Source organism: Acidimicrobiales bacterium (genome assembly GCA_040219085.1).
In the GTDB taxonomy this organism is placed as follows: domain Bacteria; phylum Actinomycetota; class Acidimicrobiia; order Acidimicrobiales; family JAVJTC01; genus JAVJTC01.
In genome coordinates this window covers 1-26,931 of the sequence record JAVJTC010000021.1, presented here as the reverse complement: position 1 = coordinate 26,931, position 26,931 = coordinate 1, and the positions used below count along the sequence as shown (strand labels likewise).

Here is a 26,931-nt window from a genome sequence, read left to right as displayed (position 1 = left end):
AGAACAGCCGGGTTGGAGCCGACGTAACGCGCGGTACCGGGGAGCCGTGACACACGCCCCACCTCGTCCGGCGAGGACTGCGAGCTCGGCATCAGCTGACTTTCCGGGGCTTGTGCCTGCGCGGAGCGGAGCGAGAGACGAATAGGCGCCCTGCCGTCTTCGTTCCCCCCGTGCGGTTCTGAGCTGTCCCATCCGTCGGCCTGGGTGGGGGCGGCATGACGAAGGCATGGTCGGCGGTCGCGAGGAGTGGTGCCGGCTGCGGAGAGCCGGGCGTCATCTGGTTGAGGTAGTCGCACAGCTCTTCTCGAGGAGCGGTAAGAGAGAAGTCTCGGACGTCGTCGGCAACCGTTGTGACTTCATCGAGGAACTCGCCGTGTGCGCCCCGTCCCGGATCCTCGGAGGTGTCGTGGATGTAGAGGATTGCGAATCGAGCAAGGCGCCCATCGTCCTTGCGCCGAAGGACGCGGCCCATCCGCTGAATCATCTGTCGCCGTGACCTGCTCGCGGCCAGGATCACTGCGAGGTCGGCGGCCGGCACGTCGATGCCTTCGTCCAACACCTTCGGTGCCGTGATGACCTGGAGCCCGCCACTCGCGAACTGTTCTAGGACCTGTCGGCGTCGCTGAGCATCGAGCTTCGAGTGAATCGGCTCCGCCCTGATGTCATGCTCCCTGAGGGCACGGGCAGCATCGTCGGCAGCGTCGACGGTTTGGGTGAAGACGATCGACCGGTCAGCTTCACGAAAGCTTTGGACGAGGCGTGCGAGGTGCTCGCGCTTCGTGGCCGTCTCCGCAAGGATCCTGCGCCGTTCCGCGAAGTTCTTCAAGAAGATCCGGGCCTTGAGGGTTTGGTTCCCGTGCCACTCCTCCGAGAGGGCCTGGACGTCCTTCATGAACTCACCGAATGGCTCGGCCCGGGCGTGCCCCTTGTCGATCAGCCACCACTGAGCATCGTTGGCCGCGTCGTTCGCCTCCTCGTACGCCTCCCGGTCCCCCGCAGCGAAGGGAACAGCAACGAGCGCAACTTTGAAATGGGCCGTGACTTCGTCATCGATGGCCCTGTCGTAGCCCATCTCAAAGCAGGTGGACCCGAAATATGGATCGAGGTGCGAGGCGTTGCCGTCGTCTGAACGTGCATACGTCGCGCTGAGCCCGAGCCGCCATGCGAAGCGTTCATCGAGCGCCTTGGCGTTCTCCACGGAGCCGTACCTGTGGCACTCATCGGCGACGAGGAGAGCCCCGCGGCCTGGGTCGCCGAGGTCGCGGGATCGGGCGGAGTTCACGACGGCGACGATGATGTCGGAACGGGCCCACGTTGCTGACCGCCCGTTCCCGAGTAGTCCCACCCGCGCTCGCGGAATCTCGCACCGGAGCTGATCCGCCCATTGGCGCTGCAGCTCGATCGACGGCACGACCACGAGGACATGGCCCCCTACCTCGATCGAAGCACGGGCGGCTGCCATTCCGACGACTGTCTTGCCGGTACCTGTCACCGCTTCGACAACGCCTCGGTGCTCCGCCGCCTGCCAGGCTGCGAGCGCCTCTGCTTGCCATGCGTAGAGTCGACGCCGGGACGTAGACCGACGTGACGGGACGCTGGCCGGCCCTCGCTGTGGTTCATCCCGCTTCACAGCCGGTGTGGCGGCCGCTGCCTTCAAGCGCCACCGCGGAGGGGTCTGACCGTCGTTCGCGAACATGTCGCCGTTGGAATACAACGCTGAGTTCACCTGCGACTTTTCGAGCTGCAGCCCCTTGTGTTGGAGGAGCCTCACGACCTCCTTGGCGGTCAGCGACCGCTTCCGGTCGAGAAGCTCGCTGATTTCATGCGCCAGCTCCCACTCGTTTCCCATTGGCGAATCGACCCCGAACCTGGTCCGCGTCCTGAATCCGGAATATCGGCACAGCGGTTCGGTTCTTGAATCGGCAGCGTCAAGTCAGCGAGGTTCTCAACGCCAGGCCGGGCCTAGCTTGGAGCGGTCGGGCCAGTCCGACCGAGGGGGTGGTGGCTTCCTCGTGTTGGGGCGATCGATTGCGGTCGTCGTAGAGGTCCCGACACCCCGTGTCATGACGACCGAGTTCAGTTCGGCGTCGTAGCTCCAACCGCGCGAGCAGATCGACATGAACTGGTCCGTCTCCCACTTCACGCCGATGAACCAGCCTCCGCACGGGGGTCTGACGGTCGAGGCCGTCGACGCGTCGCCGCACGATGCAGGAGGCGTTCGCATGAGCGACCACGACGGGGTCTCTCTCGATTTCAGGCCCTAGGTGCCGATGCGCACAGAACCCGACAGCGACAGGGCCCTCAGCTACTCGCGCCAGTACACGCCGACGTCGTGACCGTCGGGATCGGTGAACGTCGCTGACACGGAGGTTGTGGATTCGTGCCGGTCCGTCGCCGGGACCCCGGCCCCGAGAAGCCAGTCGATCAGATCCACCGCTGCCCGGCGTGAAGAGCAGGGCAACCCGAGCTGGACGCCGGTCGTGGGTGTCGTAAATGGCCCCGCGGGTCGCAACGCGAGTTCGAAGCCATCCTGGCTGGTGACGACCACGGCGCCGGTGGGCAGGGTTCTCCTGTCGCCGTCGAAGGCAAAGAAGCTTGCGTAGAAGGCAGCCGACCGCTCGGGGTCGGCAACGTCGAGGTTGACCCGGCCGGGCCTCGGAACCGGTGGCCGGGGAGGCGGTTCTGTATCGGACCGGTGACTCATCGCGCCGATCAGTTCGCCGGCGACATGGTGTCCCAGGTGTGGATCGACCAGGGCTACTTCCGGATGGACGATGTACTGGTTGCGCCTACCGACTCGCTGCCGTGTGAGGAAACCGGCATCTTCGAGTTCGCCGACGATTCCGACCACCGTGCGCTCGGTGACATCGAGCGCATCGGCGATGTCGCGGAGCCGCATCTCGGGGTCGGCCGCGATCGACAGCAACACGTGAGCGTGATTCGACAGCAGGGCCGGTGAGTCGGCCTGATCATCCGCCATGCGGAGAAGATAGTCCCGCGGCGTGATTCTCGGGGTGGTTCATGCGGGCTGAGGCGGCCTGAACTGCACGGATGGGCTGCCCTTCTCGCGATCGCCCTCTGCCGTGATCGCCACTTGTCACGGGGAGGCGGTACATGCCACTGGTTGGTTCGATACGAAGCGGTGGATGAAAGGGGCCGGACGATGGCAGGACTGGACGATCTGACAGGACGGTTGGCAGCGGCCATCGGGCAGTTGACCGACGAGACGCACCTGACGATCTCTCGGCCAGGCTCGGAGAACTACGTCGACGACGAGGGCCGGAACCGCTTCGTACAGTTCGCCCACTTCGGCGGCAACATCCGAGCCGAGAGCGTCGGGCCCATGTACCTCACCGCCGGCGACGGGCTGAGCACCGACGACCTTGCCGTGCTGAGGGGACTCGGCTGGCAGGACCCCGACGAAGGCGGCAACTACTGGCGCCACTGGGAAGTCCCGGTCGACTTCCACGATGTGGCATCGGTGACACTGGCCACCCTGGAGCGCGTCCACGGTGCGATTCACCCCGGCCAACTCGGCTTCGATGGGCCGCCGGAGGTTCTCGACGCAGTGGGTGCACGCTTCGAGACAGACCCGGATCACCGTTCGGGACCGACGTGGGTCGAGTACTCGGACTACGACCCCGATGCCACCGTGAGCTGTCCCCTCTGTGGCTGGACTGGCCGGGCCGGCGACCACGAGGAGCCGCACACCGACCTCCTCGATGTCAGCTGCCCGGACTGCGGCGAGATGATCCTGATCGCCGTCTACCCGACCCCAGAGGAGACCAGTCGAGGCGCGGTGGCACCAGTGAGCCCTTTCGGGTCAGAATCGAGCGCATGAACGCGGCGGCAGCAGACGGATTCGACGTCATCGGCGATATTCACGGGCACCACGGCGAGCTCGTCGCCCTGTTGGCCCGGCTCGGCTACACGGATGACGCCGGGCACTGGTCGCACCCCACCCGACGGGCGATCTTCGTCGGCGACCTCATCGACCGTGGCACCGATCAGATCGATGTTCTCCAAACCGTGCGTGCGATGGTCGACTCGGGTGCCGCCCTCGCGATCGCCGGCAACCACGAGTTCAACGCTGTCGCGTTCCACACGCCCCGGCCGGGCGGTGGGTTCTGCCGGCCACACATCAAGAAGAACCGCGATCAACACGAGGCCTTCCTGGCGGCGGTGGGTCTGTCCAGCGCCGAACACGACGAGTGGATCGGCTGGTTCCAGACACTGCCGCTTTGGCTCGAGCTCGATGGCCTGCGTGTCGTCCACGCGGCCTGGGACCAGCATGCGATCGACGTGCTCCGCGACTCCGCCACCCTGGGAGCGGGCAACACCTTGACTCCCGAGCTTGTCGTGAAGGCGACCGAGGGCCGCGCGGATGACGGATCACGCACCCCGGAATGGCGTGCCATAGAGCATCTTCTCAAGGGGCCCGAGGTCCCGATCGATCCCGCCTACGAGGACAAAGGCGGAAAGGAGCGAAAGCGCGCCCGCTTCCAGTGGTGGCGTCCCGACGCGGACACGCTCCGGCGTGGCGCGCTCATCCCTTCCGGCACCAAGACTGTCGACGGGGGCGACTACCCGCCTCTGCCCGACGATCCGATCGATCCCCCCATGCGCCCGTACACCGACGCAGTTCCGGTGATCTACGGGCACTACTGGGAAACCGGGGTGCCCGAACTCACCAGTCCGAAGACGGCCTGCGTCGACTACTCCGCAGGTAACGGCGAAGCACTCGTCGCCTACCGGTGGAGCGGCGAAACCCACCTCGACTCGGACAACTTCGAGAGTTCGAGGAGCCCTATCTGATCAGCTTGGCCAGCTCTGGGCCTTGTCGAGGTAGTAGTTCGAGAGCTTGCAGATCTCGGTGGTCGTGAGGTCTGGAAGCCTCCGGTAGCGGTACACGAAGTCGGGCTTGTAGCTGTTGAAGTCACCGGCGGTTTCGAGCTTCGGCACGCCATTGACCTGTCGGTCGACGAGTTCGGGGATCGGGTCAAAATCGAACCAGTCCCCGTAGTTGCGCTGGACGTACTTCTTCCGCGCATCGCCCTGATCCCCAGTGCGGCCGACGAGCTCCTCGCGTCCGCAGATGACTGCCAACCGCCACTGTCCTGCCTGGTATTGCCAGCCGAGACGATCCCCGTTGGCGAGTTCCACGAACGCGGCCAGCAGAGGGTTGCCCCTGGTGAATCCCGCCTCCCAGTCCACCGCCGGGTTCCTGGCACCCTCGGCGGCCTCCTGCACCAGCGCGATGGCAGATCGTGCGCGAAGTTTCGATATGCCGTCGTGCAGCCGTATCTCTTGGAGTAGCCCAGCGGCGTCAGAGGGCAAGCTGATGGGATCGTCGGTCTTGAGCCGCCCTGCGACGCCGACCAGCTCCGTCAGCATCCGGAGGAACTCGCTGTAGTGGTCGACGAGATCTCGCTGGTAGCTCGGCGCCGATCCTTCGTGAAGCCGGTCCGCTACGGCGCGGATCAGGTCCGCAAGGTCCGTGAACGACCGGTAGTGCCAGGTGGGTCCGTTTGGCGAGCTGTGGTACTCCCGCCAGCCTGGGTCGGTGAGGCTGAGCAGGATGAGCGTCGGGTCATGAAACCCGGCCAGATTGCCAGCCGCGTACCTGTCGAGCTGCATCTCGTCGGGAGGTGCGAACACCTTGTTCTCGACGATGAACGGCGCGAGTCCCGGCAGCTGAACGGCGAGGTCGAGCTGGTCCTTCTCCCGAAGCACCTTCGTGTCGTTGCCGTCACGGCAGGGGACCCATCGTTCGAGTTCGGCCGCCATCTCTCCTGGGTACGCCTCACAGAGCCAGCCGAGGAAGTTGGAATGGAAGAGTTCCTTGGAGTGAAGCGAGAGGTGGAGGAAGGGTTCCTCGTGAAGCTTCGCGCACAGTCTCTCGAGTCGATCCAAGTCCACCGGTTTCTGCCTTTCGCTTGCGAAGGTGTGGCACGGCGACCGAGGTTGCCAAGGGCTACGTCGCTCTCAGCTTGCGCTGTCGGTCCAGAGGGGCTCGATCTTCCTGACGTCAGCGATCAGCTCCTCGTTCGAGAAGCGGGGCCGCTGTATCGGCTGCCAGGCTTCGAACGTCTCCGGATCCGTCGGGTCGACGAGCCGCACCCGCTCGAACTTCGGGCCGACTGTTCCGTCCGCGGCGCGGCGCGTGTAGTGCAGGATGCCGCAGTTCGGAATCTTGTCGTCGTGGTCGATCCACTCCTTCACCTTCATCTTCTCCAGCCGGAACCGCATCGCCCACATGACGTCCTCGTGCGTGATGCAGATGACTCTGCCTCCGGCCAGTTCCCGGGCGAAGGTGGCGAACATCTCCCGAGCTCGGAGGTCGAGGTCGGGGATGCTTTCGCCGCACTCGGGCCGCCAGAGGAACGCGTTGCGTCGCTTCTGCTCTGACGAAATGGGGAACATCTCGGTGGTGAGGTCCCTGGAGCGGCCCTCCCACAGACCCCAGTCTCGCTCACGCACGAGCGGCTCGAGTTGCCAGCGGGCTTCGGCGAGACCGAGCAGCGCCGCTGTCTCCCTTGTCCTGGCGAAGGTGGAGCAGTAGTACCGGTCGAAGTGCTCGAGGCCGTTGTTCTTCAGCCAATCGCCCGCTGCGGCGGCCTGGGTGCGCCCCTTGTTGGTGAGACGCCACTCTGCGGTCGACCTGCGCCGGAACTCGGGGGTCATGAGACTGGTGTCTCCACCCTTCGCCGCATCGAGCGCACGGTTGCCCTCTGAGTGGCCGTGGCGGACGAGGACCAGGTCTTCGGGCATGCCTTCGGTCTGCGGCTTCTGCATCTCGGGATTCTTGCACTCTCAGCGACTCCGGATCCCGTGAGCACATGTCACAGTCGGCGCCCCGTGCGCCGCGAGGTCTTCCTCATCGATCAGGACGGCGACCAGAACATCGGCCTCGATCACGTGGTCGCCGACGTCGTCGCGACCATCGAGGCATTCCGGACCGAGGACCGTCAGGTCGTCGTGCACTGCCACGGCGGGGCGAGCCGCACAGGGCTCGTGCTGCGCGCCTGGCTGATGCGGACCAACGGGTGGGACGTCGCCACGGCCACCGAGTACCTGCGCGAACGGTGGCCGCACTTGGCGGAATGGAACGACGGGTTCAGCGAGTTCCTGGCGTCCTGGTCCTGAGTCCTCAGACCCTGATTCGTCAGAGTCTGATGATCTTGCCGAGCTTTCGGAGTCGCACGATGTTGCGTCCCACCTCGTCGCGCTGCTCCTCGGTCGCCCCCGCGCTGAACAGATCGGACTGCAGGGTCGACCCGCTCGCCGCGTTCTCGACGTCGTCCATCGTGGCGGTCTCCGGGTCGTACTCCGCGGCGGGGTAGACGTAGAGATCGTTCGACGTGCGTAGTTCTTCCACGACCTGTTCGACGGTGATGATGCCCCGTTCGAGTTCGATGGAGAGATCGTCCTCGGTCCTCGCGTTGAGGTAGTCCTCAGGGGTCATGGCGCGGTCGTCGCTGTTGCCCTCCCCGGTCATCTCCCGAGCCTTCTCCTCGGAGATCGAGTCGTAGTCCATGCTCTGCATGAACTTCCAGTAGTCGCCGCTCCACGGGACCCAGGAACCGCGCCGGAACACCTCGATCCGGTCGATGGGGCTGCCGAACGTCCGTAGGACCGAGCCGAAACTGGAGTGGACATACCACCCGTTGGGCTCGACTCGGTCGGGCTCCGCGCTTTGCGCCGGAGCCGGCGATGGTGTCGTCGCAGCGGCCTCCGGGCTCGGGGTCTCCGTCTTCGACGGCTCGGCCCCTTTAGCGGCCTGGGAAGGCCTTCTAGTCGCGCCGAGAGCGTCGAGAACGCCGGGTGGCCCGCCGAAGGCGAGTTGACTCAGGTCGGCGACGCCGTGGACCTGTTCGGCCGTTGCCAGCACCATCGCCGCCAGGCCGTCGCATGGGACCGACGATTCCCACCGACGCCAGAAGTTGCCGCCCCCGTCGGGGTCCATCCAGCCGAGCCTGCTGAGAGTCGCCAGGTCGTCGTCGGTGTAGTCGTCGCCGTCGCCGAGATACCCCGGCCCGATGGTCTCGGCGCGGATATCGCCGCCGTCGTACCGGGCGAATTGGAAGTGCCGTTCCGTTTGTTCGTCGGAGGAGTGGGCGTCCGGCCGCTCGCAGTAGATGGTGAAGAGTGACTCGGCGGGCAACCGCGCCAGAGCCTTCGCCAGCCGTTCTGTCAGATCTTCGAGCGCTGCCATAGCGCGATTCCTTCCCTCCGCCGTCGTCTCCGTTGTCTTCCAGTGATCTATATCGCCACACCGTGACACGCGATGGCGGTTCGAGGCGCCCGGTGAACACGGTGAGCATCCAAAGGTCTCACGGGTGCCAAACCGCCGGCGAGGGACCTCTGACACCTTCCGAGACGTCGGACATTCCGACCATCATCGAGCCCTTGTTCAAGAACCTGCACCGCCGTCTCGGTGTTGTCGCGGTCGGCCACGAGGGCTCGTCTGGTCTGGAACTGATGAGGCACGTCACCCTCCTGTATCGGCCTGGCGTGACACCCGTGGCGGAGTGGCTTCGCAGGTTTCTCGCGCGTGCGAGACCGGGTCGGCGCGCAGTTGAGCAGGATGCTGTCGGGCGGCCCCTCGTCGTGTTGGGAACCGACGGCGACTGCTTCTGATCGGCAAGTCGCAGTCGGCGATCTCTCAGATCGAACATGGCGAGATCGGCCTCTCGATCGAGATGCTCCAATCGATCGTCCGCCAACTCGGCGGCGAGGTCGAGATCACTGCCGTGTTCGACGACCGCCGGGTCCTCCTCGAGACGTGACCCTGTTCCAATCGTGCCCGCCTCGTCGAAGGCCCCCGCATCGACGTCGCCTCGCGTCGAGCCCGGCGGTCCTCAGTCCCTCTCGGGTCGCTGGGGCACGAGCCTGACGGGTCGGTCACTGCTCGTGTCGCCCGTCGGGCTGGCAAGCGCCCGCTCGAGGCCGGTGAACAGATCGAGCACTTCGGTTGCCTCGAAGACCCGATACCGCTGCCGGCCGACGTTGCGCTGTCGCAGCACTCCTGCTCGGGCGAGGGTGTTGACGGCGTCAGTCGTGCGCGCCTTGGATCGTCCGATCAGCTTGCTGGCTGAGCCGACTGTGACGATCGGGGCCCCCGGTAGGACTCCCAGCAGCAACTCGGTGCTCGAGTTGGCGCGGACGCGGCCGAGCTTCGAGCGCCAGGTCGCGGTGATCTCGTCGATGTCGTCGCTGTATGCCTCGGCGTCTCGACAGGAGCGACTGGTGGCGGTGGCGAACATTCGAAGCCACTCGACCGCAGCGGTGGAGCGCTCGGCGCTGTCGGGTTCGCCGAGGTGGCGGAACGTCGTCAATCCGTCGACGTAGTCGTCGGACCAGGTGGCCAGCACGAGGCTGATCGGTGGCACGAAGGACGGGGCGAGGCCCCGCCGGCGCAGCACGACATGGATCAACGCTCTGCCGGTGCGCCCGTTTCCGTCGGCGAAAGGATGAAGGGTTTCGAACTGGGCGTGGGCGATGGCGGCCTGCACCAGGGGGGAGTGGGCGTCGCCGTTGACGTAGTCGAGCAGGTCAGCCAGCAGGTCTGGGAGGTGCTCAGGAGGTGGTGGGACGAAGGCTGCGCTGCACGGGTTGAACGAGCTTCCGCCGATCCAGTTCTGCTCTTGTCGGACGACACCGCCGACCACGGGGGTGGGGGAGTTGTCCATGAGCGTGCGGTGGACCGACAGCAGATCGTCGAGTTCGAACCGGTCGGTGCTCGCCGCAAGTCCGACTGCGGACTCCATCGCGGCGATGTTGCCGATCACCTCGACTGCGACGCGATCGTCGGCGTCCCCGCCGAGCGCGATCGCGGCCTCGGCTCGGGCGAGTCGGTGGGCCGCGGCTTCCAGCCCTTCGATCTTGGAAGAACCGACAGACTCGGCGCGGAGCAGAAACCGGGCCAGACCCTCGAGGCTCACATGCGTCGTGCCGGCGTCGTTCAGTGCACGGACGGCCGCTTCGGCGTCGGCGATGTCCGCGGCGACGTCGGCGGGGATCGACGGGTCCCAGCCGACAAGCGGGTCGGGGAGGTACGCGTCGTAATCGCAGCCGCGGCGATCGCGGCGACTCATCCCCTGGAAGTTCGCCTCCCGGCGCTTCCGCAAGTGTGAGGCCATGACTCCTCTAAGTATCGGTTGCTGCCTAACTGTAACTTAGAGTGGGTTGATGCCAACGGACCTTTGGAGCTGATCGGGTCTCACGTCACAGCCGCCTGCTACCAATGGCGGAATGCTTCAGATGAGCGTGCAAGAGCGGCCCGGGGCGTCCGATGTCTGAACAGCCGAACGTCGGGCGGGTGCTCGGCACCGAGGACTCGACGCCGCTCGAGTTCTGGGTGGCGGTCGAGCCGGGCCACCACCTCCAACTCGACGACGTCGTGGCGCTGGACCGGACGCTGCCCAACGGCGAGCAGGTGTCGATCTACGGGATCGTCGGCCAGGTGCGTGCCCGCCACGAGGGCGCCCGTTTCGACACCGACGTCTTCCTCGTCGCCCGCGGTGTGCTGCCCGCCGAGGTCGCCGAGTCCGCCCTCGTGCAGGTCACCCGCGTGGTCCCCGAGACGTTCGTCCCGCCGCTGCCCGGCACGGCGGTGCGCCGCGCCGTGGACGCCGAACGCGACGAGGCCCTCGATCTCACCGACGTGGAGCGGCGCCTCCCCGCCGGCCTGTCCCGCGACGGCGAACCCGTCAACCTGGACCTGGACTTCATCGACGGCACCAAGGGCGCCCACGTCAACATCTCGGGTATCTCCGGCGTCGCCACCAAGACCAGCTACGCGACCTTCCTTCTCTACTCGCTGTTCAACTCCGGGGTCCTCGGCGCCGCGTCGGCCAACACGAAGGGCCTCATCTTCAACGTCAAGGGCGAGGACCTGTTGTTCCTCGACCACGCCAACACCCGCCTCGACGACGACCAGCGGGCCCGCTACGCGCAGCTCGGCCTCGCCGCCGCGCCGTTCAACTCGGTGCGCATCCTCGCCCCGCCCCGCAAAGGCGACCCCAACGGCACCCCCGCCACCGGCGCCCGCCAACACGGCGTGCGCCCCCTCTACTGGACCATCGCCCAGTTCTGCGAACAGGGCCTGTTGCCCTACCTCTTCGCCGATGCCGAGGACGAACGCCAGCACTACACGATCGTCGTGCAGTCCGTCGCCGCCCGCCTCGCTGAATGCGCCCGGGACAACGACACCTCCGACGGCGCCGTCCGCATCGAAGGCCAGACCGCCCGCACCTTCGACCAGCTCGTCGCCATCATCGAATCCAAGCTCATCCCCGACGATCCCGACGACACGACCGACCCCCGCTGGAGCGGCCGTGCCATCGGCGCCGGCACCATCAACGCGTTCGTCCGCCGCCTCGCGTCGGCCAGTCGCCACGTCGGTCACCTCGTGCGGGCCGACCTCGCCGACGCCGCCACCCACGCCGTGGACCTCGACGCGCAACAGGTCACCGTCATAGACCTGCACCTGCTCCACGACCGGGCCAAGCGCTTCGTCGTCGGTGTTGTCCTGCGTCAGGCCTTCGACGCGAAGGAGGCCTCCGGCACCGCCGAGCCGCTCCAGTTCGTCGTCCTCGACGAGCTCAACAAGTACGCGCCCCGGGACTCCTCGAGCCCCATCAAGGAGATCCTCCTCGACGTCGCCGAGCGCGGCCGCAGCCTCGGCATGATCCTCATCGGCGCCCAACAGACCGCCAGCGAGGTGGAGCGGCGCGTCGTCGCCAACTCCGCCATCCGTGTCGTCGGGCGCCTCGACTCGGCCGAAGCCGGCCGGGACCAGTACGGGTTCCTGCCGGCCGCGCAACGCCAGCGGGCCACCATCTTGAAGCCCGGGACGATGTTCGTCTCCCAGCCCCGCCTGCCGGTGCCGCTGCTGTTGGAGTTCCCGTTCCCCGCCTGGGCCACCCGCTCCGCCGAAGCGGACCTCTCCGGCGGTGGCCGCCGTGGCGGCTCCGACGGGGCTGGGGCTGCGGGGGATGGCTCCGGTGGCGACGGCGGCGCGCCCGCCGACCCCTTCGACGGGCTCACCTGAGCGACGGTGAAGCTGCTCCACACATCCGACTGGCACGTCGGCAAGGCCATCCGCGGCATCTCGCGCGCGGACGAACACCGCGCCGTGCTCGCCGAGATCGCCCGGGTAGCCCGGGACGAGAACGTGGACGTGATCGTCGTGGCCGGAGACCTCTTCGACACCGCGTCGCCGTCGCCGGAGTCCGAGGAGATCGTCTACCGGGCCCTGCTCGATCTCGCCGCCACCGAGGCAGATGTCGTCGTCATCGCCGGCAACCACGACAACGCCCGACGCCTGCGTGCCGTCGCCCCCATCCTCGAGCTCGGCCGCGTCCACCTCGTCGCCGAACCGACCCGCCCCGACGCGGGTGGCGTCATCTCGCTCACGGCCCGAGACGGGGCGGAGGTCCTCATCGCGACTCTGCCGTTCGTGTCCAAGCGGGGGATCGTGCGGGCCGAACACCTCATCGACGGCGACGCCTTCGTCCACGCCCAGGAGTACAGCGCCCGGCTGCGGATGCTCATCGACGTCCTCGCCGGGTCCTTCCGGGCCGACACCGTCAACGTCCTCGCGGCCCACGCCTTCGTCCTCGGGGCCCAGAGCGGTGGCGGTGAACGGGCCGCGCACCTGGTCGAGGAGTACGCGGTCACCGCCCAGTCGTTCCCCGCCACCATCAGCTACGGCGCGCTCGGGCATCTCCACCGGCCCCAGAAGATCCCCGCCGGCGCGCCGCTGCACTACTGCGGCTCCCCGCTGCAACTCGACTTCGGCGAAGCCGACCAGGCCAAACAGGTCAACGTCGTCACCCTCGAACCCGGCGCTCCCGCCGATGTCCGGCCCGTACCGCTCACCTCCGGCCGACCGCTGCGCACCCTCACCGGCAGCCTCGAACAGCTCCGAGCCGCCGAGGTGCCCGACGACGCGTTCCTGCGGGTGGTGGTGCGCGAAGCCGGTCGGGCCGGGCTCGCCGCCGACGTCCGCGAGATGCTCGGCGAGGGTGTGGTGGACGTGCGGGTCGAATCGACCGCTGCCCCTCGTACCCGCCGCAGCGTCGACATGCGCAGCCGCTCGCCCCGGGAGCTCTTCGACGAGTACCTCGCCCTCGAAGGCGTCGCCGACGAACGGATCCCGGCGCTGTTCGACGAACTGCTCGACGACGCCCACGAGACCGGGGCGGGTTCGGGCGCCGGTGCCGGCGAGGCGGCGCCGTGAGGCCGCTGCGGATCCGGATGAAGGGGTTCGGTCCGTTCCGAGAGCCGACCGACATCGACTTCACCGACATCGACCTCGTCGCCCTCGTCGGCGACACCGGCTCGGGCAAGTCCACGATCATCGACGCGCTCACCTTCGCCCTCTACGGCTCGGTCGCCCGCTACCAGGACAATCGCGCCGTCGCCCCCGTCATCAACCAGACCTCCCAAGAGGCCCGGGTGGCGTTCGACTTCGAGATCGGCGGACGGCCCCACACCGCCGTGCGGGTCGTCCGGCGCACGGCGAAGGGGGCGACGACTCGTGAGGCCCGCCTCGAGCAGGGAGAGCGGATCCTCGCGGACGACGCCCGGTCCATGACCGCCGCCGTCGAGGAGCTGCTCGGCCTCGACGCCGACCAGTTCAACCGCACCGTCGTCCTGCCCCAGGGCCGCTTCGCCGACTTCCTCCACGACACCCCCAAGGACCGCCAGGCCACCCTGCGCAACCTCCTCGGCCTCGAGCTCTACCGCCGCCTCGGCGGCGAGGCCCGGTCCATCGCCACCACGTGTCGGGACCAGGCCGTCGTACTGAAGGCGGACCTGGCCACCGACGCCGAGGAGCTCACCGACGAGAAGCGGGCCGGGATCGCCGGGCGGATCGAGGCGCTGGAGACGGTGCAGGGTGAGTTCATCGCGCAGCGGGTCGAGATCGAACAGGCCCGTGCTGCGGCCGAGAGGCTCGGGGCGGAGATAGCGGAGCTCGACGCCCGGCTCGAGAAGCTGCGCGGCGTCGACGTGCCCGACGGCGTCGCCGAGATCGACGCGCGGCTCGGGCGGGCACGGGACGCGGCGGAGACGGCCTCGGAGGTCGTGAAGGCCGCACGAGATGCCCGCCGCACCGCCGACGAAGCCGTCGCTGCGGGCCCCGACCTCGCCGAGGTCACCGCCCAGCTGCGGCTGCGGGCCGACCACGTCGAAGCGTCCGGCAAGCTCGCCGAGCTGAGCGGGCAGCTCCAGGTTGCCCGGACGGCGGAGGACGAAGCGGTCGCAGCCGCGGACGCAGTGCGACTCGAGCAGGAACGCCGCGACGACGCCGTCGCGGCCGCGCAGGCCGTCGAGGAGGACGCGCTGGCCACAGCCGGGACCGTCACGAGCAGTGAACAGCTCGACGCCTGGGCCGAACTGTGGGAACGCCACGCCGCCGCTGTCGAAGCGGAGAGGTCCACCGGGGCCGCCCACGCCGACGCGGCCGCCGCGCTCGTACCGCTCGAGAACGCGGTGACCGATGCCGAAGCCGCGCTCGAGGCGGCGTCGGGGGAGCTGGCGCGTCTGCGCCGCGAGGAGGGCGTCGCCGCACACGCCGACCTGCTCGCCGTGGGGGAGCAGTGCCCGCTGTGTCACCAGACGGTGCAGACCCTGCCCGAACACCGCCTGGGTGACGACCTGCAGGCAGCCGCCGAGCGCGAGACGCAGGCACGAGCGTCACGCGACGAGGTACTCGCCGCCCGTGACGCGGCCAAGCGTGACGCCGACCGGGCCGAGGCCCGCCGTGACGCCGCGGCCGACGAGCTGCGGGGGCTCGCGGAGCGGGTCGGGGCCGTCCCCGCCGGTGACGAGATCGCCCGTCGCCGTAGCGAGACCGAAGCGGCCGACGCCGCGGTCGCCGCCGCACGCGCCGAGGTGATGCGGGCCCGGCTCGCTGCCGACGAGCACCGCCGTAGCGACGACGTGCGTGCCGTCCTCTCGGCCGAGGACGAAGCCAAGGCGACTCGGATCCGTGTGGAGCAGTCCGAGACGTCCACGCGTGAACGCGTCGAGGCCCTCGCCGGGCGACTCGACGGGGTGCCCGACGTCGAGGCGTTGCAGCGGGCAGCGGCCGAAGCCGAGCGGCTCCGGGCCTTGGCGAAGGCCGCGGTCGACGAGGTCGTGAAGGCCGAGACGGCCGCCGAGGAGGCCGTTGGTGCGCTGGGGGTCGCCCGGGTCGCGGCCGCGACAGCCCGCACGGAGCTGCAGGCCGCCCGTGACCGTGTCGCCGCGCTCGAACCGCCTGCGCTCGGCGGCGAACAGGTCGCCGCCGACTGGGCGACCCTCGCCACCTGGGCAGCCGGTGAACGGTCCGCGGCCACGACCCGCCGGGAGGAGGCGCACCGCACCCGGACCGGGACCGTCGAAGCCGCCGACACCCGCACAGCGGCGCTCGTGGCCCGCGTCCGTGAGGTCGTGGACCTGGCCGACGAGGCGCCACCCCTCAGCGACATCGCCGACCGGATCACCGCCGCCGTCGCCGAAACGCGCGCCGGTCTGCGGTCCTTCGACGAACGCTGTGACCGCCTCGCCGAACGGCAGGAGATGATCGACGACCTCACCGAACGCGGGCAGGTCGCCGAGGCGCTCGGGCGGTTGCTGCGGGCCGACGGATTCGAACGGTGGTTGATGCGCGAGGCGCTCGAGCACCTCGTCAGCCGGGCCACCGTGCGGCTGTTCGAACTGTCCGGCGGCCAGTACTCGCTCGAGTTGGACGACGCGAACTTCGTCGTGCGTGACCACGCCAACGCGGACGAGATCCGCTCGGCCCGGACGCTGTCGGGCGGCGAGACGTTCCTGGCGTCGCTGTCGCTCGCCCTGGCCCTCGCGGACGCCACCGCCGAGTTGGCCCCCGAGGGTGCGCCTCAGATCGAATCGATCTTCCTCGACGAGGGCTTCGGCACCCTCGACGCCCACACGCTCGACACGGTCGCCACCGCCATCGAGGACCTCGGCGCGAGCGGCCGCCTCGTCGGGATCATCACCCACATCCGCGAGCTCGCCGACCGGATGCCCGTGCGCCTCGAGGTGACCAAGAGCGGCGGCGCGTCCACCGTGGAACGGGTGGTGCTGTGAGGGAGTGTTCAGGTGCCTGCACGATCCGCCGGGCAGGGGGGTCCGCGTGGGATCGTGTGCGGCGTACGACGACCATCGGGTCCGTCCCGAGGAGGAATCTCCGTTGAAGCGAGCAATTCTGACCGTGTGTGCCGCCGCCATGGCCCTGACCCTGGTGGTCGGGTGCGGGGGTGGCGACGACGGGCCGGCCGACGGCGAGAGCACCTCCGTCGACGCGCTGACCGCGGTGATGGTCGACCTGGGCGCCCCGCAGGAGGACGCCGAGTGCGTCGCCGCGAAGCTCGAGAACGTGACAGCCAATGAGCTCTTCGACTTCTTCGAGGCGGTTGGCGACGGCGAAGAGGTCCTCGCCACAGAGGGCGTCGCCAGGCAGGTGATCAATGCGCGCGGTGCGTGTGAAGCAGGTTTTTGAGCCCGTGACGACGTGCGACGTGGGCCGGTGCCCTCAGCGATGAGTAAGACCGAATCCCGTGTCGTCGACTGGCTGGGCGGGGTCACCGGCGACGGCGAGTCCCTGACCGACTGGGCGATCCTCGGCTACCCGAGCGCGGGTTCGAGCCACTCCAGTCGCGCTCTCGACGAGTACATCGACCAGCGTGGTCTCGACCCAGCCGCCCAGGTCGGCCAGGGTTACACGCAGATGATCGTGATCGTGACCGACCTCCGGCTGATGTTCGCCGGCGTCGGTGGGGTGATCGGCGTCAGGCCGAAGAAGCTCGTGGTGGAAGCGCCGATCGATTCGATCCGTCTCGAGTGGTGGGACCAGCGCGAGGTCGGCCCCGACCGACGGTGGCTGCTGTTCATGTTGGGGGAGCAGTGGCTCCGACACGTCGCAGCGATCACCGACCGTTCGAACATCGAGTCCTTCACGACGGCGCTGGGGGACCTGGCAAGCCGGGTCCGCTGACGCGATGCCGTGACCGCCCGCTCGATGAACCAGCCGGACCGGAGACGCTGATGCGCTTCAGCGTCGAGACGTGGGCGCCCGAGTACGGGATCGGCGCGGACGCCGACCAGCTCGAGGACGTGTCCGAACGCGTCGAGGTGGAGCTCGAGCGTGACGTCGGGGACTGGGCGCCGATCGTGCCGTCGCCGGAGTCGGTGCCCGACTCGATCATGTTCATCGACGGGGTGCGCCGCATCGACGCCCGGGTGTGGATCCACCACGACGACGGCTCCCACGCCGGGGTGTGCGCCTCCTACGCGGCCGGCGCGGTGACGTGCCGGGGCGCCACGGCTGAGGTGACGGCTGTCGAGGTGGGGCGGGGGCTGTTCGCCGCGGCGACGTCAGGGGCGGGGCCCGTCGTCACCCGCCACGCAACCTATGCGTTCGCCCCGACTGCCGATGAGACGCCTGAGGCCTCCTACCTGGCCATCCACGAACGCATGACGTCGCTGGAGCTCGGGGTTTCGGCCGGCCACGACTGCGAACTCGTCGTGTTCGACGGGCCACTGCGGGGCCGCAACGACCCTCACGGCGTCGGCTACGTCAAGACCCAACACGTCCAGTACCTGCCCGAACCGGTCGCGCCGATCCTCGCAGCGCTCGACGACGGCCAACGCACGCCCCTGTTCCTCGTGAGCGGCCGGGGTTTCACCCGCTACAGCTGGTATCTGCGCCTGCCCGGTCCGAGGAACCAGCCGTTGTCGGGAATCGTGCGGTTGGAGTTGCCCGGCGTGGGGACGGTGGCCGATGCGGTCGAGCGGGCCGAGGTCGTGTCGGCGGCGCTGCCCCGGTTCGCGTCCGAGGCGCACAAGGAGTCCCGGGCGCCCCAGAACCTCTACCCGATCGCCGGGCTCGAACACCGCCTCCGTCACCGCCTCGGTGACGCACTGCTGCTCGAGAGATCGCTACGGCTCGCCGCGGCGTCGTGAACAGCGGTCTCACCGCAGTGGGAGCAAGCTCCAAAGCGCTTTGGGGCTTCGCGGCCAAGCATCAAAGTTTTAGCGAAATCGTTGTAGGTTGTCCCGGTGGACCCAAATACCTTTGTAGCTCCGCAGATGGGCAGGCCGGTCAAGACGCCGGGGCACCACGGCTACTGGGCGTACCACCCTGAACCTGTACCTCGGTCACTCCCGCTCCAGCCCCGGACTGTGATGCTTCTGTCGGAAGCCGACCGGGCTCTTGGACGACTCGCGGGAGCCGGCCGGCTCCTGCCCAACCCGCATCTTCTCCTTCAGCCCTACGTGACACGTGAGGCCCTCGCGAGCAGTCGGATCGAGGGAACCCAGGCCTCGCTCTCGGATGTCTTCGACGCGCAGGCGCGGGCGACTGCCGAAGGACCGGTACGCGAGGTCACCAACTACATTCGCGCCTTGGAGCACGGCCTCTCGCGGATCGCCTCGCTACCCGTCTCGAAGCGGCTCCTGTGCGAAGTGCATTCGATACTGCTCGATGACGTCCGTGGCCGCGAACGTCGACCGGGTGAGATACGGCGATCCCAGAACTGGATCGGTTCACCCGACAACCGGCCCGACACGGCCGTCTTCGTCCCTCCCCCGGTCGACGTCATGATCAGGTGCTTCGACGAACTCGAGCAGTACCTGCACGCCGAAGCGCAGGTTCCGCCACTCATCCAGATCGCACTCGTCCACTACCAGTTCGAGACGATCCACCCGTTCCTCGACGGCAACGGACGGTTGGGCAGACTGCTCATCGCGTTCCTGCTCGTCGAGCACGGACTGCTCCCACAACCCCTGCTCTATCTGAGTGCCTACTTCGAGCGCCGCCGTGGTGACTACTACGACCGGCTACAGGCGGTGCGGGAGCGTGGCGAACTCGAGGAGTGGCTTGTCTTCTTCCTGGTCGGGGTCGCCGAGCAGGCAACGGATGCGGTGAAGAGGGCCGAGGCGTTGGCCGACCTTCGCGAAGACTTCAGGGGCCGACTCACAGGTGATCGATCGCGGGCCATCGAGGTCGTCGACCTTGTATTTCGCAACCCCGTCCTCGTGACTACGAGGATCGCCGAGGAGCTCGGAGTCACGCTCCAGAGCGCGCTCAACCACGTCCGGCGTCTCGAGGCGGAAGGGATCGTCAGCGAGGCTCAGGGACTCCCTGGGCGCTCTAAGCGGTGGGTGGCAGGAGACGTCTTCCACGTGTTGGACCCGGAGGCGCGAATAGCGTTCGACGGCGAGTGAGCCTGCGGCTGAGCCACGGGCGCACGGTCACGACGCCCCCAAGACCGCGCAGGCAGCCCACAACCACCTGCTCGCCCGAGAGGAACCGTTCATCGCCGAGACCCTCGCCTCGCACCCACCCACGGCCGGGCTCATGCAGAGCGCTGAGCCGCCGAACACACGTCCACCTGATCGTCGTCGCCGTGCCGAGGATCTGTCTGCCACCCGCGTCAGCCGCGCGCACAGCTCACGGCGGTCCGCCCTGTCACCGGGTCGGACTAGCGTCCGTCCCATGGCTGATGACACTGCTGGGAACCCCGACGGGGAGATCGGCGACGAGACCTTCGAGCGCGTCCGTGATGCGGTCATGTCATGGCTCGAGGTCGGGCCCCGGGACGCGGGTGATCTGGCCGAACAGCTCGTCGACTCGGGGCTCTACACGCCTACGGGCGACCACGATGCGGACGTCGACGGTGCGTGGGACCTCGTCGACGAGATCGTCACGACCAGCGACGACACGTGGGTGCGCGACGACGACATGGTCGTGTCGATCACCGCCCGTCTCGCCGAGGGCGTCGTCTTCACCCACCGCCTGAGCGCCGAGGAGATCGCGTCGGGCGAGGTCGTCGAGAGCCCCAACCTCGCCGTGCTCGAATGGAACGCCTACGACGAGCTCCGGTTGCGCGGCGGGGGGAGGCTGCGAACCGGCCCGGCCGAGTCGACCGACCCCGACCGACCGTGGGGCCCGACCGTCGTGTGGGGACCCCCCGGATGGCTCGACGGGTTCGAACCCGGCGACCTGATCGCCTTCGACCGGGTCGACATCGACGTCGACGTGTACCCAGTGGAAGCCCTCGGCGACGGCGCCGCCGAGGTGGACGCGTTGCGCGAGTACGCCACGGGTTGGGTCGGCGACGGGCGCGGCAGCGAGGAGACGCCGATCGTGATGGAGGCGATCGCGCACGACGAGCTGCTCTTCTCCCAGCCGGTACCGCCCGTCGGCGAGCTCCTCGAGGCTGCCGGCCTCGAACGCCGTGGCCACGAGTGGGGATGGGCTGACGAGCTCTGGTCGACGGTTCAGGAGCGACGCGACCTCAACGAGGCCTACACGATGTCCTCCTACGGGTTCGACACCTGCTGCACGCGCGCCCTCGAACGGGTCCGGGCCGCGTTCGAGGAACTGCAGTTCCGCGAGGGCGAAGGCGGCGATGTCGACCTGGCGGCGGTGGCGCGAGATCTCGGCCACGGCGACGTGGCGCGGGCTTTCGTCAACCTCCAGCGGGGGTACGCCCCGGCCATCGTCGAGTTCGCCGACACCATCGCGGCCGCCGGGGGCCGCAACAGCGCCAACGCTCATGCTCTCGCCGGTCTCGCACACCGGTGGACCGGAAACGCGCTCGACGCCGAGGCGGCCTTCGGCCGCGCGCTCGGCAAAGACCCCGCATGCGCCGTGGCCGCCGGCGAGCTCGCCGAGCTCGCCGCCGACCGGGGCGACATCTCGCGGGCCCACGCGCTGGCGGTGCGCGATGACGACGACGAGGCGCGGGTCGACTGGCTCGCGGGCGAACGCGACCGCCGCGCCGGCCTTCGACCACGGGCGGGTCGCAACGAGCCGTGCCCGTGCGGGTCGGGCCGCAAGTTCAAGCAGTGCTGCGGAAGGGGCGGCGCGCCGTCGCTGCTGGACCGGATGCCCTTCGTCCAGGGCCGCATCGTGCGGTTCGCCACCCACCCCGACCACGAGGTGGGGGTCTTCACGCTCGCTGTGACCGCCGTCGGCGCCTCAGGTGACGTCGCCCTCGACGGACTCGACCGGTTCCGCGACGACGGGTTCGTCATCGACGTGGCCGTCCACGAGGGCGGCCTCGCGCTGGCCTACCTCGCCGAACGAGGTGACCTGTTGCCCGACGACGAACGGCGGCTCGTGGTCTCGATCCTCGACGAGCCGCGCAGGCTGTGGGAGATCACCGAGGTGCGCCCCGGCGAAGCCCTCGTCCTGCGTGACACCGCCACCGGCGAGACTGTCGACGTCGCCGAGCGGTCCGGCACCGAAGGCCGCGAGGCCGGCGAGCTGGTGATGCTCCGGGTCGTCCACGTCGGCGACGACTCGGTGATGGCGGGCGTGCCGATCATCGTGCCCCTCGGTGAGCGTGAGCGGGTCCTCGCCCTGCTCGAGGCGACGCCTGACGCCGCAACCTTCGCGGAGTGGTACGGATCGCTGTACAGACTGCCCACGCTCACCAACCGTGAGGGGCACGACATGGTGCTGTGCCGCACGGAGCTCGAGACCGACGAGGAACCCGGGGCGGTCGCGCTCGCCTTCGACGCGCTGTTCACCCGCGACGGGGAGGAGACCACCTGGCACGAGTCCGTGGACGTCGGAGGCGAGACGGTCATCGGCGGGACGATCCGTCTCGACGGCACGTCGCTCGTGGTGGAGTCCAACTCCGAGGAACGCCAGGACCGGCTCGTCTCGATGTTCGAGGAGATCCTCGACGCGTGGGTCGTCGACGACGAGCGCCAGCCGGCGATGGAGGCGGTTGCCCGACGTCGAGCCGACGGAGCGGCCGAAGGGACTGGTGATGCGTCGGGTGCCGACGGAGCGCCGTCGGGTCTGATCGCGCCCGAGGACGCCCCACCGGAGATCCGCGAAGCGCTGCTCGCCTACATCGAGGACCACGAACGACGCTGGGTCGACGAGCCCATCCCCGCGCTAGGCGGATCGACGCCCCGAGAAGCCCTCGACGACCCGACCCGGCGCGAAGACCTGTTCGCGCTGTTGCGCGACATGAGGCGCCGAGAGAGAGCGCAAGGCGCCGGGGGCGTCGCCATGTCGGCCGACCGCATTGAGGCGCTGCTCGGCATCGACGTCGGGTCCTGACGCGCCTGCCGCGGCGCCGACGGTGCTCGCGGCGCCCGCGCCGTGCGGCAGCTACCGCCGGCTCCAGCTGCGATTCGCTACGACGTTGGCGCCGACACAGGTCCAGGACATCGACCGGCTCAGCGATCATCGTGCTCGGCCGCGTGCCCGTGCGTCGGACCGATGTCACAGCCGCCCCCTACCGGGTCTCCGAAGCAGAAGACACCGAGCACATGTCGGCACCGTCGACATCCGGAGGCGCAGATGAGCACGAGCAGACGTATCCATTCCCGGGTCCTGGCGACCCTGGCGACCCTTGCCGTCCTGGCGGGCGTCCTCGCACTGGGGTCGTCCCCCGCGTCGGCGCAGTCCGGCGTCTCACCGGAGGGTTGGCTCGACAGGGCCGAGGCCGTCGGCGGCGGAGTCGCCATCGCAGGTTGGGCCCTGGACCGTGACGCCCCGGCCGAGAGCGTGAACGTCCACGTCTACGTGGACGGCGCCTACGCCGCCGGTCGAGCGGCGAGCGGTGCCCGGCCCGACGTGAACGCCGCACGCGGCGTGTCCGGCAACCACGGCTTCGGCTGGATCGTCCCGGCCGGACCCGGCGCCCGTGAGGTGTGCGTGTTCGCGCTCGGACTCGACGCCGCCGGCAACGAGAACGGCGACAACCCGCTGCTGGGTTGCGCGAATCTCGGCGGGGGAGCGGCCCCGTCGGCCCCGTCCCCGTCGGCGCCCCCCAGCCCAACCGCGCCGCCGGGCACGAACTCACCGCAGGGTTGGCTCGACCGCGCCGACGGCGTCAACGGCGGTGTCGCCATCGCAGGTTGGGCTCTGGATCGTGACGCCCCCGCTAAGAGCGTGGCCGTCCACGTCTACGTGGACGGTGCCTACGCCGACGGTCGCACCGCCGCCGGCGCCCGCCCCGACGTGAACGCCGCGCTGGGCGTGTCCGGCAACCACGGGTTCGGTTGGACGGTGCCGGCATCGCCCGGGTTGCGTGAGATGTGCGTGTTCATCCTCGGCCTCGACGCCACCGGTGGTCAGGACGGGAACAACCCGCTTCTCGGCTGCGCGGACGTCGTCGTCGCATCCGGCGGTTCGCCGGCTGCACCCGGCCCCGCCCCGGCGCCCGCTCCGAGCCCCTCGCCCGCTCCCGCACCGCCCGCCACCGGACCCACCATCGGCGGATCCGGCACCTTCTCGGTCGGCGTCGACGTCACCCCCGGCACCTACTTCGCCACGGGCACCGACGGCTGCTATTGGGCTCGGCTGTCGGGCTTCTCGGGTGACTTCGACGACATCATCGCCAACGACTTCGGCAGCGGCCAGCGTGTGGTCGCCATCGCCGGGGGCGACGTCGGCTTCGAGACCAGCCGCTGCGGAACGTGGCGCCCCGTCTCCCAGGCGCCCGCCAACCCCGCGATCGGCGAGGGCATCTGGATCGTCGGCCGGCAGATGACACCGGGAACCTGGCGGACCAACGGCGGCGAGAGCTGCTACTGGGCTCGGCTCTCGGGCTTCTCGGGTGACTTCGACGACATCATCACCAACAACATCGGCGACGGGCCCGCCGTGGTCACGATCGCAGCCGGCGACGTCGGCTTCGAATCCAGCCGCTGCGGCACCTGGACCCGCGTGGGCTGACCGCTCGCCGGGGATCCCGAGCCGATGATTGCGGGGGCGCTCCTCACGGGGGGCGCCCCCGGTACGCGTGTCACAGGCGCCGCCTACCTTTTTCGTATGGACATCAGTCGAGACAGGGCGGCGCGCCAGCGGGCGTTGGGGGCGGTCATCGGATCGGCGGTGGGTGACGCGCTCGGCGCGCCCTTCGAGTTCGGCCCGGCGGGGGAGTACTCGCGCCGCTTCCCCCAACCCGTGCTCGGCGGAATCGGCGAGATGGTCGGCGGCGGGGGCTACTCGTGGGCGCCCGGTGAGTTCACCGATGACACGCAGATGGCCGTCGTCCAGGCCGAGTCCCTGCTCGACCGCGGCGGTGTCGACGGGGCGGACCTGTTCGAACGGTTCGGCACATGGGCACGCGATGCGTCCGATGTGGGCGTTCAGACCCGAAGCGTCCTGAACTCCGCCGCCGGGTGGGAGACGGCCGCGGCGGCCCACTACGAACGCAACCCCCGCGGCGCAGCGGGCAACGGATCGCTGATGCGGTCCACGCCGACGGCGGTCCACTACGCCACGGCCACCATCGCCGAAACCGTCGACGCCGCCCGCGCCACCTCGGCGGTCACCCACGGCGACCCGGCGGCCGGCTGGGGGACCGCGCTCTTCCACCTGATGGTCGGCGCCGCGGTGCGCGGCGAGGACCACGAGGCCGCGCTCGCCGAGGGCCTCAAGATGCTCCCCGCCGACCAGGACCGCTACCGGCGGATGCTCGCCCCGTCGTGGCAGCCGGAGTCGGCCGAGGTCGGCAACGGCAGTGTCTGGGGCTGCCTGGCGTCCGCTGTGTGGGCGGTGCGTGGCAGCAGCACGTTCGCGGAGGCGGTAACCGCCGCCATCGACCTCGGTGACGACACCGACACCGTCGCCGCCGTCACCGGCGGTCTCGCCGGGGCCATCTACGGCATCCAGTCCATCCCGAGCCGGTGGACCACCTACCTCCACGGCCACGTGAGCACCCCCGACGGTCCGCGGACCTGGCGCCTCGCCGACCTCCAGGACCTCACGCTGCGGCTGATCGGAGCAGACCCGGTGCCGGCCCAGGAGCCGGGCCTACCGCTCGGACCGACCGAGATCGCGCCCGGCATCCACGCGGCAGACCTGGCCGGAGCAGCGACCGTTCCAGAGGACTGGGCCGTCATCTCGCTGTGCCGGGTCGGCGACACATTCGCCCACCACCCCGTACGCCGCGCGGTCTACCTGATCGACAAGGAGGGGGACCACAACATCGGATTGGGTCACGTCGTCGCCGACGCGGTCGCAACCCTCGACGCGTTCAGGGCCGAGGGCCGTCAGGTGGTGGTGCACTGCCACGGCGGGGCGAGCCGCACCGGGCTCGTGCTGCGCGCCTGGCTCATGGGGACCAACGGCTGGGACGAAGCCACCGCCACCGACCACCTGCGCGAGCGCTGGCCCCACCTGGGGGAGTGGAACGCCAGCTTCAGCGGGTTCCTGTCGGCCCGGTCCTGAACCTCAGAGCCTGATCGTCGGGATCAGGGTCGGAGGTCCTCTGCGGACGGCGTGGGCGTGATGTCAGCCATGCGGTCGGGTCGGTCCCACAGGTCCGCCTCGCAGTCGAGGCAGCGATGTGTCGGGTCGTCGAAGCCGATACAGCACCCGCCGAGCGCCACCTCGCCCCGCCTGGATGCCTCGGCCACATCGGGACCGGGCATCCCGTAGACCACCTCGACGACCCGGTCGGACCCGCACCGTGGACACGGATCACCCGGGGAGTAGAGAACACGGTCCTCGCCGGTCGGCCACGGGAGGTCACCGGCGGGCGTTCCGGAACCCGCCTCGAGCATCTCATCCGGTTCCGCCATGGGACCTCCGTTCGACCACAGTCGCGTCGCGAACCTACCGCCCTCCTGTACGGCCTCGCCGTGACAGGGTCGCGACGACCCATGTGAGGCACACCCGCATCGTGAAGGCCCGTATCGTCGACGCTGGGAGCCGACGGGGCGCTCTGGACGGAGGCGAACGGTGAAGGACAGCGGCGTCAAGAGGATCGATCTCGCACTCCAGGGCGGCGGCGCTCACGGCGCCTTCACCTGGGGCGTGCTGGACCGCCTCCTCGACGACGAGCGCATCGAGATCGACGGGATCAGCGGGACCAGCGCAGGGGCGATGAACGCGGTCGCCCTGGCCCAGGGCCTCGCGGCAGGCGGACGGCGAGAGGCCCAGGAGCTCCTCTCGGCCTTCTGGAAGAAGGTGAGCGACCTCGGACGGGTGAGCCCGGTCCAGCGGTCGATCTTCGACGTTCTCACGGGGCGTTGGAGCCTGGACCTCTCGCCCGGCTTCCATCTCTTCGAGAGCCTCACCCGGACGTTCTCGCCCTACGAGCTCAACCCGTTGAACATCAACCCCCTGCGCGACGTCGTCGCCGAGTCGTTCGACTTCGACGTCGTGAACCGGGCCACGCGGCCGAGGCTGTTCCTGTCCGCCACCAACGTGCGGACCGGGCGTCCCAAGGTGTTCCGCCAACCGTCACTCTCGGTCGACACCACCATGGCGTCGGCGTGTCTGCCGTTCCTGTTCCAGGCGGTCGAGATCGACGGCGAGGCGTACTGGGACGGCGGCTACACGGGCAATCCGCCGATCTTCCCTCTCATCGACGAGACAGAGGCCCTCGACATCGTCATCGTCCAGATCAACCCGATCACCCGGTCCGAGGTCCCCCGGACGGCCTACGAGATCACCAACCGGCTCAACGAGATCACCTTCAACGCCAGCCTGATCAAGGAGCTGCGGGCCGTGTCGCTGCTGCGGCGGATGGTCGACCAGGGGCCCGAGTTCCAGGCGTACCGCGATCGGCGCCTGCACATGGTCCAGTGCGACGAGAAGATGCTGGAGTTGAGCGTGTCCAGCAAGCTCAACTCCGAGTGGGCGTTCCTGCGGTACCTCCACGACATCGGCCGGCGGGCAGCGGAGCACTGGTTGGGCCAGCACTTCGACGACCTGGGCGAGCGTTCCTCGTGGCGGCCCTCATCGCTGTTCGACGAGAGCCCCGGACCGGTCCTGCCCGAAGACGACGATGGCTGCTAGTGGTCCGTCGCGGAATTGGTCTGGTGGGTCAGGGCGGCGCGGCCTCGTCGGACTTTGGTGATGATGTCGTTGGCCGGCTTGGTCCACACGAACGGTCGCGGGTCCTCGTTCCAGTGTGAGGTCCACTCGTCGAT

At 69.0% G+C, this 26,931-nt stretch carries 21 protein-coding genes; 14 read left to right on the top strand and 7 right to left on the bottom strand.

Annotated elements, in window-relative coordinates:
- Positions 1-91: 91 nt before the first annotated feature.
- Together RIE08_08935 and RIE08_08930 are read right to left on the bottom strand one after the other, a co-directional pair.
- A complete protein-coding gene (locus tag RIE08_08935) occupies positions 92-1,696 on the bottom strand; it encodes a DEAD/DEAH box helicase (protein MEQ8717722.1) in 1,605 nt (534 codons plus the stop codon).
- Between the two features lie 609 nt (positions 1,697-2,305).
- Positions 2,306-2,980, bottom strand: coding sequence for a MarR family winged helix-turn-helix transcriptional regulator (locus RIE08_08930; GenBank protein MEQ8717721.1), 675 nt, complete (start codon positions 2,978-2,980; stop codon positions 2,306-2,308).
- Positions 2,981-3,163: 183 nt separating this feature from the next.
- Here RIE08_08930 and RIE08_08925 point away from each other — a divergent pair, with 183 nt between their 5' ends.
- Entirely contained in the window at positions 3,164-3,841 is a 678-nt protein-coding gene (locus RIE08_08925) for a hypothetical protein (GenBank protein MEQ8717720.1), read from the top strand.
- On the top strand, positions 3,838-4,815 hold the full coding sequence (locus RIE08_08920) for a metallophosphoesterase (GenBank protein MEQ8717719.1): 978 nt from the start codon (positions 3,838-3,840) through the stop codon (positions 4,813-4,815). The genes RIE08_08925 and RIE08_08920 overlap by 4 nt, the downstream gene beginning before the upstream one ends.
- Here the strand turns inward: RIE08_08920 and RIE08_08915 are convergent, their stop codons facing one another.
- Together RIE08_08915 and RIE08_08910 are read right to left on the bottom strand one after the other, a co-directional pair.
- The gene (locus RIE08_08915; protein ID MEQ8717718.1) at positions 4,816-5,913 is read right to left on the bottom strand and encodes a hypothetical protein; all 1,098 of its coding nucleotides are present in this window, start codon (positions 5,911-5,913) and stop codon (positions 4,816-4,818) included.
- A gap of 72 nt (positions 5,914-5,985) precedes the next feature.
- Positions 5,986-6,795, bottom strand: a complete 810-nt coding sequence (locus RIE08_08910) for a histidine phosphatase family protein (protein MEQ8717717.1) — start codon at positions 6,793-6,795, stop codon at positions 5,986-5,988.
- A gap of 63 nt (positions 6,796-6,858) precedes the next feature.
- On the opposite strand from RIE08_08910, the gene RIE08_08905 reads away from it, so the two are divergent.
- On the top strand, positions 6,859-7,146 hold the full coding sequence (locus tag RIE08_08905; protein ID MEQ8717716.1) for a dual specificity protein phosphatase family protein: 288 nt from the start codon (positions 6,859-6,861) through the stop codon (positions 7,144-7,146).
- A 19-nt stretch (positions 7,147-7,165) separates the two neighbouring features.
- On the opposite strand, the gene RIE08_08900 is transcribed toward RIE08_08905, so the two are convergent.
- Together RIE08_08900 and RIE08_08895 are read right to left on the bottom strand one after the other, a co-directional pair.
- Complete coding sequence (locus tag RIE08_08900) at positions 7,166-8,215, bottom strand: hypothetical protein (GenBank protein MEQ8717715.1); 1,050 nt, start codon at positions 8,213-8,215, stop codon at positions 7,166-7,168.
- Positions 8,216-8,861: 646 nt separating this feature from the next.
- Positions 8,862-10,142 carry a Fic family protein gene (locus tag RIE08_08895; GenBank protein ID MEQ8717714.1) on the bottom strand — a complete coding sequence of 427 codons (1,281 nt, stop codon included), beginning with the start codon at positions 10,140-10,142 and terminating at the stop codon, positions 8,862-8,864.
- A 152-nt stretch (positions 10,143-10,294) separates the two neighbouring features.
- Between RIE08_08895 and RIE08_08890 the strand changes: the two genes are divergently transcribed.
- From RIE08_08890 to RIE08_08845, 10 genes are all read left to right on the top strand, one after another.
- Positions 10,295-12,055, top strand: coding sequence for an ATP-binding protein (locus RIE08_08890; GenBank protein ID MEQ8717713.1), 1,761 nt, complete (start codon positions 10,295-10,297; stop codon positions 12,053-12,055).
- Between the two features lie 6 nt (positions 12,056-12,061).
- Entirely contained in the window at positions 12,062-13,246 is a 1,185-nt protein-coding gene (locus tag RIE08_08885) for an exonuclease SbcCD subunit D (GenBank protein MEQ8717712.1), read from the top strand.
- 17 nt (positions 13,247-13,263) lie between these two features.
- Complete coding sequence (locus tag RIE08_08880; GenBank protein MEQ8717711.1) at positions 13,264-16,104, top strand: SMC family ATPase; 2,841 nt, start codon at positions 13,264-13,266, stop codon at positions 16,102-16,104.
- Between the two features lie 103 nt (positions 16,105-16,207).
- Positions 16,208-16,516 (top strand): hypothetical protein, encoded by a 309-nt coding sequence (locus RIE08_08875; GenBank protein MEQ8717710.1) that lies wholly within the window; start codon positions 16,208-16,210, stop codon positions 16,514-16,516.
- A 39-nt stretch (positions 16,517-16,555) separates the two neighbouring features.
- Entirely contained in the window at positions 16,556-17,011 is a 456-nt protein-coding gene (locus tag RIE08_08870; protein ID MEQ8717709.1) for a hypothetical protein, read from the top strand.
- Between the two features lie 50 nt (positions 17,012-17,061).
- Positions 17,062-17,979, top strand: a complete 918-nt coding sequence (locus RIE08_08865; GenBank protein MEQ8717708.1) for a hypothetical protein — start codon at positions 17,062-17,064, stop codon at positions 17,977-17,979.
- Between the two features lie 126 nt (positions 17,980-18,105).
- Entirely contained in the window at positions 18,106-19,242 is a 1,137-nt protein-coding gene (locus RIE08_08860; protein ID MEQ8717707.1) for a Fic family protein, read from the top strand.
- Positions 19,243-19,513: 271 nt separating this feature from the next.
- A complete protein-coding gene (locus RIE08_08855; protein MEQ8717706.1) occupies positions 19,514-22,099 on the top strand; it encodes an SEC-C metal-binding domain-containing protein in 2,586 nt (861 codons plus the stop codon).
- A gap of 243 nt (positions 22,100-22,342) precedes the next feature.
- Positions 22,343-23,722 carry a hypothetical protein gene (locus RIE08_08850; GenBank protein MEQ8717705.1) on the top strand — a complete coding sequence of 460 codons (1,380 nt, stop codon included), beginning with the start codon at positions 22,343-22,345 and terminating at the stop codon, positions 23,720-23,722.
- Positions 23,723-23,818: 96 nt separating this feature from the next.
- Positions 23,819-25,222 carry an ADP-ribosylglycohydrolase family protein gene (locus RIE08_08845; protein ID MEQ8717704.1) on the top strand — a complete coding sequence of 468 codons (1,404 nt, stop codon included), beginning with the start codon at positions 23,819-23,821 and terminating at the stop codon, positions 25,220-25,222.
- Positions 25,223-25,245: 23 nt separating this feature from the next.
- Here the strand turns inward: RIE08_08845 and RIE08_08840 are convergent, their stop codons facing one another.
- On the bottom strand, positions 25,246-25,575 hold the full coding sequence (locus tag RIE08_08840) for a hypothetical protein (protein MEQ8717703.1): 330 nt from the start codon (positions 25,573-25,575) through the stop codon (positions 25,246-25,248).
- Positions 25,576-25,735: 160 nt separating this feature from the next.
- Between RIE08_08840 and RIE08_08835 the strand changes: the two genes are divergently transcribed.
- On the top strand, positions 25,736-26,797 hold the full coding sequence (locus RIE08_08835) for a patatin-like phospholipase family protein (protein MEQ8717702.1): 1,062 nt from the start codon (positions 25,736-25,738) through the stop codon (positions 26,795-26,797).
- Positions 26,798-26,931: the final 134 nt, after the last annotated feature.

Coding starts and splice junctions, on each gene's coding strand:
- RIE08_08935 (MEQ8717722.1), bottom strand. CDS start 1,696: ATGTTCGCGAACGACGGTCAGACCCCTCCGCGGTGGCGCTTGAAGGCA.
- RIE08_08930 (MEQ8717721.1), bottom strand. CDS start 2,980: ATGGCGGATGATCAGGCCGACTCACCGGCCCTGCTGTCGAATCACGCT.
- RIE08_08925 (MEQ8717720.1), top strand. CDS start 3,164: ATGGCAGGACTGGACGATCTGACAGGACGGTTGGCAGCGGCCATCGGG.
- RIE08_08920 (MEQ8717719.1), top strand. CDS start 3,838: ATGAACGCGGCGGCAGCAGACGGATTCGACGTCATCGGCGATATTCAC.
- RIE08_08910 (MEQ8717717.1), bottom strand. CDS start 6,795: ATGCAGAAGCCGCAGACCGAAGGCATGCCCGAAGACCTGGTCCTCGTC.
- RIE08_08900 (MEQ8717715.1), bottom strand. CDS start 8,215: ATGGCAGCGCTCGAAGATCTGACAGAACGGCTGGCGAAGGCTCTGGCG.
- RIE08_08895 (MEQ8717714.1), bottom strand. CDS start 10,142: ATGGCCTCACACTTGCGGAAGCGCCGGGAGGCGAACTTCCAGGGGATG.
- RIE08_08890 (MEQ8717713.1), top strand. CDS start 10,295: ATGTCTGAACAGCCGAACGTCGGGCGGGTGCTCGGCACCGAGGACTCG.
- RIE08_08880 (MEQ8717711.1), top strand. CDS start 13,264: ATGAAGGGGTTCGGTCCGTTCCGAGAGCCGACCGACATCGACTTCACC.
- RIE08_08870 (MEQ8717709.1), top strand. CDS start 16,556: ATGAGTAAGACCGAATCCCGTGTCGTCGACTGGCTGGGCGGGGTCACC.
- RIE08_08865 (MEQ8717708.1), top strand. CDS start 17,062: ATGCGCTTCAGCGTCGAGACGTGGGCGCCCGAGTACGGGATCGGCGCG.
- RIE08_08860 (MEQ8717707.1), top strand. CDS start 18,106: ATGGGCAGGCCGGTCAAGACGCCGGGGCACCACGGCTACTGGGCGTAC.
- RIE08_08855 (MEQ8717706.1), top strand. CDS start 19,514: ATGGCTGATGACACTGCTGGGAACCCCGACGGGGAGATCGGCGACGAG.
- RIE08_08850 (MEQ8717705.1), top strand. CDS start 22,343: ATGAGCACGAGCAGACGTATCCATTCCCGGGTCCTGGCGACCCTGGCG.
- RIE08_08845 (MEQ8717704.1), top strand. CDS start 23,819: ATGGACATCAGTCGAGACAGGGCGGCGCGCCAGCGGGCGTTGGGGGCG.
- RIE08_08840 (MEQ8717703.1), bottom strand. CDS start 25,575: ATGGCGGAACCGGATGAGATGCTCGAGGCGGGTTCCGGAACGCCCGCC.